Annotated in this window: 10 protein-coding genes; 7 read left to right on the top strand and 3 right to left on the bottom strand. The window is 43.1% G+C overall.

Annotated elements, in window-relative coordinates:
• Positions 1–2 precede the first annotated feature (2 nt).
• Both BMX50_RS08040 and BMX50_RS08035 read left to right on the top strand, forming a co-directional pair.
• The gene (locus BMX50_RS08040) at positions 3–200 is read left to right on the top strand and encodes a DUF2683 family protein (RefSeq protein ID WP_091209951.1); all 198 of its coding nucleotides are present in this window, start codon (positions 3–5) and stop codon (positions 198–200) included.
• 59 nt (positions 201–259) lie between these two features.
• A complete protein-coding gene (locus BMX50_RS08035; RefSeq protein WP_208864677.1) occupies positions 260–454 on the top strand; it encodes a Txe/YoeB family addiction module toxin in 195 nt (64 codons plus the stop codon).
• A gap of 6 nt (positions 455–460) precedes the next feature.
• Here BMX50_RS08035 and BMX50_RS08030 read toward each other — a convergent pair whose 3' ends face one another.
• A complete protein-coding gene (locus tag BMX50_RS08030; protein WP_091209948.1) occupies positions 461–823 on the bottom strand; it encodes a TM2 domain-containing protein in 363 nt (120 codons plus the stop codon).
• 133 nt (positions 824–956) lie between these two features.
• Here BMX50_RS08030 and BMX50_RS08025 point away from each other — a divergent pair, with 133 nt between their 5' ends.
• From BMX50_RS08025 to BMX50_RS08010, 4 genes are all read left to right on the top strand, one after another.
• Positions 957–1,937: an NAD-dependent epimerase/dehydratase family protein gene (locus tag BMX50_RS08025; RefSeq protein WP_091209946.1), complete on the top strand. Its 981-nt coding sequence runs from the start codon at positions 957–959 to the stop codon at positions 1,935–1,937.
• Positions 1,938–1,940: 3 nt separating this feature from the next.
• Positions 1,941–2,732 (top strand): SDR family NAD(P)-dependent oxidoreductase, encoded by a 792-nt coding sequence (locus BMX50_RS08020; RefSeq protein ID WP_091209944.1) that lies wholly within the window; start codon positions 1,941–1,943, stop codon positions 2,730–2,732.
• A gap of 4 nt (positions 2,733–2,736) precedes the next feature.
• Positions 2,737–3,012 carry a hypothetical protein gene (locus tag BMX50_RS08015; protein WP_091209941.1) on the top strand — a complete coding sequence of 92 codons (276 nt, stop codon included), beginning with the start codon at positions 2,737–2,739 and terminating at the stop codon, positions 3,010–3,012.
• A gap of 125 nt (positions 3,013–3,137) precedes the next feature.
• Positions 3,138–5,513, top strand: a complete 2,376-nt coding sequence (locus tag BMX50_RS08010; protein ID WP_208864664.1) for an ABC transporter permease — start codon at positions 3,138–3,140, stop codon at positions 5,511–5,513.
• 144 nt (positions 5,514–5,657) lie between these two features.
• Here the strand turns inward: BMX50_RS08010 and BMX50_RS08005 are convergent, their stop codons facing one another.
• Together BMX50_RS08005 and recQ are read right to left on the bottom strand one after the other, a co-directional pair.
• Positions 5,658–7,007, bottom strand: a complete 1,350-nt coding sequence (locus BMX50_RS08005; RefSeq protein ID WP_091209939.1) for a UDP-N-acetylmuramoyl-tripeptide--D-alanyl-D-alanine ligase — start codon at positions 7,005–7,007, stop codon at positions 5,658–5,660.
• A 316-nt stretch (positions 7,008–7,323) separates the two neighbouring features.
• The gene (gene recQ / locus BMX50_RS08000) at positions 7,324–9,495 is read right to left on the bottom strand and encodes a DNA helicase RecQ (RefSeq protein ID WP_091209937.1); all 2,172 of its coding nucleotides are present in this window, start codon (positions 9,493–9,495) and stop codon (positions 7,324–7,326) included.
• Between the two features lie 351 nt (positions 9,496–9,846).
• Here recQ and BMX50_RS07995 point away from each other — a divergent pair, with 351 nt between their 5' ends.
• Positions 9,847–12,354, top strand: a complete 2,508-nt coding sequence (locus BMX50_RS07995; RefSeq protein ID WP_091209935.1) for a M14 metallopeptidase family protein — start codon at positions 9,847–9,849, stop codon at positions 12,352–12,354.
• The last annotated feature ends 46 nt before the right edge of the window (positions 12,355–12,400 follow it).

Genomic DNA, 12,400 nt, shown 5'->3' with positions numbered 1-12,400 from the left:
ATATGGGAATTTTAATTGCACATCCTGAAAATAAAGAGAAATCAGATGCTTTGAAAGCGTTTATGAAAGCCTTAAAAATCCAGTTTGAAGAGGAAAAGTCGGCATATGATCCCGAATTTGTTAAGAAAATAAAACGTAGTAAAGAGGATTTTGAGGCCGGGAGATACAAGGCGATCAAGACTGATGACCTATGGAAATAATTTATTCTGAAGAGTCTCAGAAAGACATTCAATTCTGAAAGAAATCAGGTAATAAATCCATTCAAAATAAAATACATCAATTACTTCATGCTATCAGCCAAGATCCATTTAGTGGCATTGGTAAGCCCGAAATGCTTAAACATAATCTTACAGGATTATGGTCAAGGCGAATAAACCAGGAGCACCGGATAATTTACGAGGTGTTAGAAGAAGAGAAAACAATAAAAATTCACTCTTTAAGAGGGCATTATTAACATACCTTAGCTGCTCATTTTAGCCATCTGGTAGCTTTCGTAAGCCATATTTTTATTATACTCCAAAGTTATCGACTTATTGTTGATCAGATCCACAATAGTACCTATAACGCAAAGTCCTCCTGTAAAAAAGTAAAGGATGCCCATGCCTATCTGGCCCAATACAAAACGCTGGATCCCTGCAAAGCCAACAAACCCAAGCAGGGTAAATAATAATATATCCTGTGAGTTTTTGCGCTTGTTGCTGTAAACCATGTAGAAATATTTCTTTTGATTTTCGGTTAAATCGGGTGTTGCATGTTGTAAAAAGCCCAACTCCTCGGGCGAAAAACCGGCAAAAGTATTATAGGGGTCTTGTGGTGAGCTCATGTTTGGTAAAGGCTTTTGTTGTAGCGATAAGTCAAATTTAAATATTTACTGCATTAAAACTATAGGTTAAAAAATGATTTAAAAATTCTTTTCCATACATAGGGGTAAACCATCGTGAGGTTGTAATACCTGTATGAAAGTTTTAGTAACCGGGGCAACAGGTTTTATTGGCAGGCAGCTTAGCCTGGATTTGGCTATGCAGGGCTACGATGTTAAAGCCTTATGCCGTAATACCGATCATCCGTATTTAATAAAGCATAAAAATATTGAGCCGGTTACTGGTAACATCCTGTACCGCCAAAGCCTGGGCAGGGCTATTCAGGGTTGCCGGCAGGTGTATCATACGGCCGCCATGGCCAAAATGTGGTGCCGCAATCCTGATGATTATCACGAAACCAACGTTATTGGCACCCGCAATGTACTTGAAATTGCAGCTAATGCCGGGGTGCAAAAAATTGTATACACATCAACCTGCGGCGTATGGGGCCCAACGGTTAAACACCCCATGAGTGAAAACGATCCACGCATAGCAGGCTTTCCCATGGCATATGAGCGTACCAAATACCTGGCCGAACTTGAGGTGCAAAACTTTTCAAAGCAGGGGATACACATCGTTACCGTAAATCCATCACGTGTATATGGCGAAGGGCCTGTTACCGAAAGTAACACAGTAGGTAAAATGGTTTCGGCCTATTTGCGCGGCAAATGGCGTTTTATTCCAGGCAGCGGTGAGCAGGTAGCCAACTATGCTTTTTTAAACGACGTTGTTAACGGGCATATAGCTGCCATGGAAAAAGGCCGGAGCGGCGAACGCTATATTTTAGGAGGAGAGGATATCAGTTTTAACGATTTTTTTAATGTGATACATGAAGTTTCAGGTAAAGAGCATCGCCTTATTCACCTGCCTTTAAAAGCAATTGAATTTTTTAGCCACTTTGAAAAGATAAAAACCATGCTTACCGGTCTGCCTCCTTTCTTCCTGCCCGAATTTGCAGAGCGGTTGAAATATGATCAAAAATATAGCAGCAATAAGGCCATAACGCAACTGGGTTACCGGATAACCCCTTTTACCGAAGGCATGCACAGAACAATTAATTACCTTAAACAAGCCTGAACCATGATAAACCAAACTGCTATCATAACTGGGGCCAGCGAAGGACTGGGTAAATCATTTGCCATTGAACTGGCATCGCGGCAAATAAACCTGGTTTTGGTATCGCTGCCTTCATCGGGTTTGCCCGAGCTGGCATCCTTTATCCGCAAAAACTTTGAGGTTAAAGTGAATTATTTGGAAATTGATTTAACACTTGCCGAAAGTTACCCGGCAATTTTTAATTACCTTAGTGATGAGCAAATTACGGCGCACCTGCTTATCAATAACGCAGGCCTGGGCAACTGGTCGTGGTTTGAAGACCTCAACATCGGTTTCTATAAAAAGCAAATTGAACTGAACGTGATTACACCTGTACTACTTACACGCTTGTTTCTGGCCCAGACCGATACCTCGGCTACTTCATATATATTAAATGTAGGCAGTTTGGGCGGTTTGTTTGTGGTGCCTAAAAAGCAGGTTTATGGTGCAACCAAATCATTCATAAGGTATTTTACCAAATGCTTACAGCTGGAACTGCATGGTTCAAACGTAAAGATCAGCCTGCTTAGTCCCGGAGGTATTAATACCAAACCCGAACTGCTGGTGATGAATAATAAGCTCAAAGGCATATCAAAGGCAACCATTATGGAGCCCGGGCACGTAGCACGTATAGCGGTGGATGGTTTGCTGAAAGGAAAAAAAGAGATCATCCCCGGTATGATAAACCGGATGCTTGTTTTATTAAACAGTTTGCTGCCTGACAGTGTTAAAGAAATCATTATAAGACAGCGACTGGCCACCATTATTAAAAGCTGACAGCATGATCATTTCATTACTTACCTATAGGCATATTAAAAACCTGTGCAGCTTTTTTAAGCGTACGCGCAATAGTTTTAAGCTCATTAATAATGAACGCATTGTCATTATTTCGGGTAGTATGCGCGGGCTCGTGTTATATTTTGACCGGGATGCCTGCGAGATTAAAAATGGCGAAACAGATTTCATCAGTATTGATATAACGCGCGATTTTTCGGTTGATATGCTGATGCGGATCCTGGTAAATCATAATATGATAACTCCTGTCTTTGAGGGTTGATAGCTTCTCCACTCCGTTGCATAAATGAACACTCAATTGTCCGTATCCGAACGATAATATATTGTAGTGTTTATCTAAGTGGTTGATAAGTAGTAAATTGCAGTATTGGCATTGTTTTGATTGTTATGCAATCAGATAAAGTCGATTTTATTATGCTGAAAAACTATATCAAAACAGCCTGGCGTAACCTCGTTCGCAATAAATTTTATTCGGTGATCAATATTGCCGGGTTAACTGTGGGCCTTGCCATTGGCATCCTGATCCTGCTTTGGGTGCAGGACGAATTTAGCTTTGACAGCTTCCATAAAAACGCATCTAATATTTACCGGATAGAGCTATTTGGAGGAACCGGTGCCTCAAAACAGATTTGGCAAGTTACGGTTGCCCCAATGGGGCCATTGGCAAAACAGGAATTGCCGGTCGTGCAAAACCAGGTGCGCCTTACCGATAACTGGCTTTTTTCATTGTATAAATACCAGGATAAAGTTTTCAGAGAGCAGGCGGTTGGTTTTGCCGATCCGTCGCTGTTTACCGTTTTTGATTTTCCGTTGATTGAGGGTAATAAGGCAAAGCCTTTTGCAAGCGATAATTCGGTGGTGATCACAAAAAGCACAGCTAAGAAATATTTCGGGAGCGCGGATGCTATCGGAAAAGTTATTGTTGCCGATAATAAAGAGAATTTTACGGTATCGGGTGTTATTAATGATTTTCCGCTTAACTCAAGCATTCATTATGACATGATCATGCCCATGAGCTATCACGTTAAGGTCTTTAAAGTTGATGTGAACCATGATTTTAGTAATTATGCCTATGAAACCTATTTGCAGCTAAGACCCGGCACATCATTAAAACAGCTATCGGCCGATTTGAATAGTATTCACCTGAAACGGAAGCCCGAGGATACTGATGCCGACTATCTCGTGCTGCCTATCGGTAAAATGCATCTTTACAATGCCGATGGCACCGACCGCGGGATCAGCACTGTACGCATTTTTATTATTATAGCTTTAGTAATATTGGTTATTGCCTGCATTAACTATGTTAATCTTTCAACCGCGCGGGCCATGCTGCGGGCCAAGGAGATCAGCATGCGGAAAATCATCGGCGCCGCAAAAACACAATTGTTTATGCAGTTTGTGATCGAAACAGCCTTGTTGTTCGTGCTTTCGTCGGTTTTGGCGGTGCTGGTAATTTATAATGTGATGCCGGTATTTAATACAATAGCAGGTAAACAGCTGGTGTTTAACCTTTCCGATTACCATATTTGGCTGGTTATCGCGGGAACAATAATCGCTACCCTGTTATTATCCAGCATTTACCCGGCATTGTTGCTTTCATCTTTCGAACCATTGAAGGCACTTAAGGGCAAAATATCAAATGGTATAGGCGATGTGCTTTTTCGTAAGATACTGGTGGTGCTGCAATTTACCTTTTCGGTGGTGCTTATTGTGAGTACTTTGGTTATTACCCGGCAACTCAAATACATCCAATCAAAAAATTTAGGGTACGATAAAAGCCGCGTTTTTGGTGTTTGGCTGCGTGACGCCTCAAGGCATTATGATGCCATAAAGGCCGAGCTTTTGAAGGAGCCCGGCATAGAGGCCGTAACCCATGCAACGAGCAGTATCATTAGTAGCGGCATGATATCGGGGGATAATTCATGGGATGGCAAGGCCCCGGGCCAGACATTTATCCTTCACCCCATGGGGATAGATAAGGACTTTATCCGGTTTTTTAAGCTCAAAATGCAGCAAGGTAGCAGCTTTAGCGGCGCAGTAGCAGATTCCACTCATTTTATACTTAACGAAGCCGCCGTAAAGGAAATCGGGATGAAAAACCCTATCGGCAAGCATTTCCGTTTCCAAAAAACAAACGGGACTATCATCGGCGTAATTAAAGACTTTCATTTTGCCAGTCTGCGCGAGAAAATTGCACCCGCTATTTTCTTTTATCGCCCGGCCGTTTATCAAACTATGTATATAAAAACCAGCACCAATAATGCTGCCGCAGCTATAGCCGCAGTGGGTAGCCAGTTTAAGCAATACAACGGGGAGTTTCCTTTTTCTTATAACTTCCTGAACGAAGAATTCAATAACCTTTACCAGGGCGAACAGCGTGAAGGAGCATTGTTTAATTACTTTGCCGGCATAGCGATTTTTATTTCCTGCCTTGGTTTGCTTGGTTTGGCAGCCTTTACAGCTCAGGTACGAACCCGTGAAATAGGCGTGCGAAAAGTTTTAGGCGCAACAGTAGGAAGTGTGGTTACCCTGTTGGCGAAAGATTTTATTAAGCTGGTGTTGATAGCTATTGTAATAGCCTTCCCTATAGCATGGCTGGCTATGAGCCACTGGTTGGATGCTTTCGCATATCGCATTGGCATAAACTGGACAACCTTTGCCTTAGCTGCCGTAATTGCCCTTTTAATAGCCTTTATTACTATCAGTTTCCAATCGGTTAAAGCCGCGCTGGCTAATCCTGTTGATAGTTTGAGGCGGGAGTAATGTGGATTTACTATAAAGACAAGTGACGAAAAAAACACGTCATTGTGAGGTACGAAGCAATCTCCTATTAGCAGATCCGCTCGGTATAGTTTGGGATTACTTCGTGCCTCAGCAATGACGCTTTTATAGGATTGTATTCATGTTTTAAAACAATTCCACCAGCCGCTCCAAAGCCATTCCTCTTGATCCTTTGATCAGGATAGTTGAATTAGTGATAGGGTGAGCTTTCAAGCCTGCGATAGCATCTTCAGATGTTTCATAAAAGGTTGCTTCACCCCCACTTCCGGCTTCAGACTGTTGACTTAAAAAATCCTTGCCGATAAAGATCCGTTCATCAACAGCAGTATCCATTGCTTTGCGGATAACAGACGCGTGTTCAGTGGCTGCTTCGGGGCCCATTTCAAACATATCCCCCAAAATAAGCACTTTCCTTTTTGCTTCAATTTTACCCACATTTTCAATGGCCACAAACATGCTGCTCGGGTTGGCATTGTAGTAATCGCAAATGAGGGTGTTGGTGGCGGTTTGTACAATTTGCGAGCGGTTGTTTTTAGGTTGATAGCCTTCGATACCGGCATTAATTTCATTTGCCGATAAGCCCAGATATGTGCCGATACATATCGCCACTAAAATATTAGGCAGGTTATAAGTGCCGGTTAGCTGGGTTTTAACTTTATAACTGTCGCCGGTTTTATTGTTGGTCCACTCCAAAGTCAGGAGCGGAGAATTTTCCAGCAGTTCGCCACTGATGAGGTTATCGATGGCATCGGTTCCATAATACTCCACATGAGGCAAACGACGGGCTGCAGCCATCTCCATTAAAACAGTATCATCGCTGTTAACAAAGACAACGCCATCTGTTTTGCTTGCCCCCGTTTTAAGGGGCAGGGCGGCAAAGAAATCATACAACTCCCCCTTACCCTTCTTTACACCTTCAACTCCGCCAAAACCTTCCAGGTGTGCTTTACCAACATTGGTAATTAAGCCATGCGATGGTTGAGCAATACTGCACAGTAGTTCTATTTCTTTTTGATGATTGGCCCCCATTTCAATCACGGCAACTTCATGACTGGCATCGATGGTTAGTAAAGTAAGCGGCACGCCAATGTGGTTATTTAAGTTGCCCTGGGTAGCCTGGCTTTTGAAATGCTGTGAAAGCACGGCATTGATCAGCTCTTTGGTTGTCGTTTTGCCATTGGTGCCGGTAAGCCCAACAACCGGGATACTAAGCTGGCGGCGATGGTGGCGGGCCAGATCCTGTAATGTAGCTAAAACATCCTCAACTAATAAATATTGATTGCCCAGTTGATATTCAGAGTTATCAATTACAGCGTAAGCCGCACCTGCCTCCACTGCTTTTTGCGCAAAAGTGTTGGCATCAAACTTATCGCCTTTGAGTGCGAAGAACAGGCTGCCCGGCGTTATCCTCCGGGTATCGGTGCTGATTACGGGGTGTTTGGTGTATATATCGTAGAGTGTGATTGTAGTAGTCATGTGTATTTATAATGGCAAACGTAAATCAAAAGTACAATTATCTTGCGCTCGTTTGTAACGAGTGCTTAACGTAGTTTGGCGATTGTATCGCCAGGGCTTGCGTTTAAAACGCAAACCCATATTGAGCGCTCGTTACAAACGAGTGCAAGGTTAAAGCCTATGTCATTGCGAGCGTAGCGTGGCAATCCCGTAGCCAATGCATCTCTGCTCTGTATAGTATGCGATTGCTTCGTCGTTCCTCCTCGCAATGACATATTTTTTGTCTTGGTGGCTGCAAACGAGCGCATGGTTAAATTAGCCTTAACAAAAATTATTCCTACCTCTTCATCCAGTCTATCACAGCCCTGATCTCGCCGTAGCTGTAGTCCTCGCCTAAGATCTCTTTTAATGGTGACAGCTTTTCTGCTCCGTAACTTTCAACAGCATCGGAAATAGCAGCTATCTTTTGCTGAGGTACTATTTCGGTTATGTCCAGATCGCCGTTTTGTACATAATAACTCAGGTGCGTTTCTATTGTTGATGTAGTGAAACCACGTTCAGCAGCTATTTCGGCAATGGTTTTTCCGGAACGATATAAATTAAACGTTTCGGCTTTAGTATCACTGCTTCGCGAAGAAGATTTGGCTTGCCCTGGTGATTTCGCCTTTCGTTCACGTTTCGGTGATTTCTGCTTTATTTTTGAGCCGAGGCCTTTTTCGGTACAATAAACCTTAACGGGTTCAAGCAATTCGCGACCGTAACGGGCAAGTTTAATGTCGCCAAAACCAGAGATCATTCGCAATTCATCAAGACTTTGAGGTAGGTATGTTGCCATTTCCTGTAAAGTAGCATCCGATACGATGACGTAAGCAGGCACGTTTTCGCCTTCCGCAATGCCTTTCCTAACCTCTCTCAGGCGGTTAAACAATGGTATTTCGTATGGTAAGGTTTCTTCGTGATGAACTTCTTCTACCTTTTCTATCTCAATAAACTCAACCTTTTGGCCGCCTTTTAATATATCTGCACTTTGTGCCGTAAGCTTTAAAACCGGGTACTCATCCCCGGCGGTTTGCAGGTATCCCATGGTTACCAGTTCGCGGATATGATGTTGCCAGTCGGCCTTGCTGATATCTGCGCCAATGCCGTAGGTTTTAAGCTGTTTATGCTCTTCGCGGATCTTGTCGCTTTTTGATCCCCGTAAAAAATCGATCACGTAGTTTGCCCCGAAGCGTTCATTTAACCGGGCTACTGCCGATAACGCTTTTTGAGCAATCAGCGTACCGTCAAAACGTTTATACTCGGTAAGGCAAACATCGCATGAACCACATTTGGCCGGAAATTGCTCATCGAAATATTTCATCAGGTATTGCCTGCGACATGACAGCAGCTGGCAATACTTCACCATATCATTAAGCTTATTGAGCATGATACGGCTTTGTTGTTCGTTACCCTCAACCTTGGCAAAGCCTTGTAATTTCATAGCGTCACCGGGCGAGTAAAGCAGCAATGCTTCGGATGGTAAGCCATCGCGCCCTGCCCTGCCGGTTTCCTGGTAATAGCCTTCAATGTTTTTAGGCAGATCAACGTGCACCACATAGCGCACGTTTGATTTATTGATACCCATGCCGAAAGCGATGGTTGCCACAATGATCTTCAGGTCATCGCGTAAAAAGGCTTCCTGGTTGCGGGCTTTCACATCGTTGCTTAAGCCGGCATGGTAAGCTTCGGCAGCAAAGCCCTCATCCTTTAAATCCTCGGCCAAAGCTTCGGTTGATTTACGGGAGAGGCAATAAATAATGCCCGACTCATCTTTATGCTCATTCAAAAAGGCAATGAGCTGTTTAAAGCTATTTTTTTTAGGAGTTACCCGGTAAGTGATATTTGCCCTGTTAAATGAGGATACAAATATTGCCGGCGAATGCAAATTTAATTTCTCCAGAATATCTTTTTGCGTGAGCTTATCGGCTGTAGCTGTAAGTGCTATAACCGGTACAGCCGGAAATTCTTCCTTAAGCCCGGCAAGCATTAAATACTCGGGCCTGAAATCATGCCCCCATGACGAGATACAATGTGCTTCATCAATGGCTATCTGGGCTATTTTCAGCGTTTTCAGAAAGGGGATGAGCTTATTCTCTTTGTTATCCTTGCTCTCGGCGCTGAACAGGCGTTCGGGGGCAAGGTAAAGTAGTTTGATCTCGTTGTTCCTCAATCTGTTCACTAAAACCCTTGTTTCTTCAGGGTTTAGTGACGAATTAAGAAAAGCCGCCGGGATGCCGTTAACATTCAGGCTATCTACCTGGTCTTTCATCAGCGCAATAAGCGGCGATATCACAATGGTAAGCCCATCAAGTAATACAGCAGGCAGTTGATAACACAATGATTTACCGCCACCAGTAGGCATCAGTGCCATAACATCCTGCCCCTTTAGTATATTTTGAATAATAGCTTCCTGATCGTGCCTGAAGGCACTATAACCAAAATATTTTTGCAGGGCCTGGATAGGTGTCATGATAAATTTCAAATGTGCAGATATGCAAATGTGCAGAATTCATTTAAATTTCAGATGTGCGAATGTGCAGATATGCAAATGATGGATGAGTGATTATAAATGTGCAGATTCCAGATGTGCAGATTTTAAATAATAAATGTGCAAATTCCAGATGTGCTGATGTACAAATTTAAAAATACTTTGCATCGCTATAAATAACAGCAAAGCATCTTTCAATCATTTGCATATCTGCACATCTGAAATTTGCACATTCAAATATCTGCACATCTGAAATTTGCACATTCACTAATCTGCCAATATTTTTATGCATATTAGCTTATCTCTTTTCTCCTACACATTATTATATATTATATGATAAAAAGACATTTACTTCTCTTTGTATTTATCAGCTTTTTTTGCCCGGTTTTTGCGCAAAAAATTCAGTCGCCGCAGGAGTTTCTGGGGTATAAGCTGGGAGAGCATTTTACGCCACATTACCGTATTGTTGAATATTTTAGATATGTAGCTTCGGCCTCAAAAAATGTAAAGCTGCAGCAGTTTGGTACTACCAATGAGGGCAGGCCTTTACTGGCGATGTTCATAGCATCTGATGAAAATATTGGCAGGCTGGAAGAGATTCGTCATAATAACCTTAAGCTGGCCGGAATTGAAAGCGGTGGCGGCAGCACCGCCATGCCGGTTGTTACCTGGTTAAGCTACAACGTGCATGGTAATGAGCCAGCATCAAGCGAAGCTTCAATGTGGACTTTGTTTGACCTGGTTGATCCGGCAAACATCGCCACTAAGGCCTGGCTCAAAAATATGGTTGTTGTTATCGACCCTTGTTTAAATCCCGACGGCCGCGACCGCTATGTGAATTTTTACAACTCTGTAGTTGGCGCTGCTCCGGATCCTAACCCTACATCGCGTGAACACGTTGAACCATGGCCGGGTGGCCGGGTAAACCACTTTTACTTTGACCTTAACCGCGATTGGGCATGGCAACAACAAAAAGAAACTCAGGCACGTGTTGGCTTGTATAATCAATGGCTGCCACAGGTTCATGTTGATTATCACGAACAAGGTTACAATGCACCATATTACTTTGCCCCTGCTGCCGAGCCATACCACAAAGATATCACCGCATGGCAGCGCCAGTTCCAGATCACTATTGGTAAAAATAACGCCAAGTATTTTGATCAGAACGGCTGGATGTATTTCACCAAATATGAATTTGATTTACTGTACCCGTCATACGGCGATACTTATCCTTTATATAATGGTTCTATCGGCATGACTTATGAGCAAGGTGGCATTAGTGCCGGTTTGGCTGTGGTTACCCGTAACGGTGATACTCTTACATTGGTGCAGCGCGTGGCCCATCACCATTCAACCAGCTTAAGCACGTTGGAGATAGCCGCATTAAATACTCAAAAACTTCTGGACGAGTACAAAAAGTTTTTTGATAACAGCCGTGCCAACCCTCCGGGCGAATACAAAACTTATGTCATCAAAAATGATAATAACAACAAAGTTAACGCACTGGCAAAAATGCTGGGCCGCAACGGTATTCAGTATGGTTTTGGTTTAGCTAATAAGGCGGTTACCGGCTTTAATTATGTTACCCAAAAAACAGAACAATATAATGTTGGTGCAAATGACCTGGTAATTAATGCCTATCAGCCTAAAGCAGTATTGCTGCACGTACTTTTGGAACCAAAAACATTTATACCCGATTCCAATACATACGATATTACAGCATGGTCGCTTCCATATGCTTATGGTTTAAAGGCTTACGGGCTCAAGGAGTCTTTTAAACCTGCCAGTACAGAATGGAGCGTGGCTGAGCCTAAGCCGCTGGTAAATACCCATGCTTACGCTTATGTATCGGCATGGCAATCTGTTAATGATGTGAAATTTTTGGCTGCCTTGCTTAAAAAGAAGATCAAAGTTCGCTATGCCGAAAAGCCTTTTGAAGCCGGTGGCAAGCAGTTCACAGCAGGCTCATTAATTGTTACCCGCGCAGGCAATGATCTGGCTGACTTTGATCAGGTGGTTACGCAAACTGCTGCATCGCTCAACCAGGAGCTTACCCCTATTTCAACCGGGTTTGTTGATAAGGGATCGGATATAGGTTCGGATGCGGTAAGATATATCCATCAGCCCAAAATAGCTTTGATTGCCGGTGATGGTATTAACTCGGAAGCTATGGGCGAGGTTTGGCATTTGTTTGAAGCGCAAATTGGGTATCCGGTTACTTTAATAAGGTATCAGGACTTGGCTCGCACAAAATTGGGAGAGTTTGATGTGGTGATTTGCCCCGATGGCCGTTATGAAGATTTCCCTTCCGAGAAACTACAGAACTGGATCCGTGATGGCGGCAGGCTGATAGCTGTGGATAATGCCGTATCATTATTGGTTGATAAAAAAGGTTTCCTGATTAAGCATAAGGAAGAGAAAAAAGAAGACAAGGACAAAGAAAAGGACAAGGATAAAACCGTTAAATTATATGGAGACCGTGACCGCTTGGCGCTTAGCGAATCCATCCCCGGTGCTATTTATAAACTGAACCTTGATAATACCCATCCGCTTGGCTTTGGCTTGCCGGATTACTACTATTCATTAAAGCTGAATGATGATATCTACGACCTTTTTTCGGGTGATGACGGCTGGAATGTTGGTACTATTAAAAAGGATGGCTACGTATCAGGTTTTGTTGGTCAGGAATCAAAAAAGAAAATCAATAACGGTTTGCTGCTCGGCGTACAACCCATGGGCCGTGGTTCAGTGGTTTATATGGTTGATGACCCGCTGTTCCGCAGTTTCTGGGAAAACGGTAAACTGCTATTTAGCAATGCCGTGTTTATGGTGGGGCAGTAACGTCAGTTTGCAGTTTGCAGTTTGCAGTTTGCAGTTTGCAGTTTGC

The organism is Mucilaginibacter gossypiicola, from assembly GCF_900110105.1.
In the GTDB taxonomy this organism is placed as follows: Bacteria; Bacteroidota; Bacteroidia; order Sphingobacteriales; family Sphingobacteriaceae; genus Mucilaginibacter; species Mucilaginibacter gossypiicola.
The sequence above is the reverse complement of the archived record's forward strand: the minus strand, read 5'-3'. Positions and strand labels throughout refer to the sequence as shown.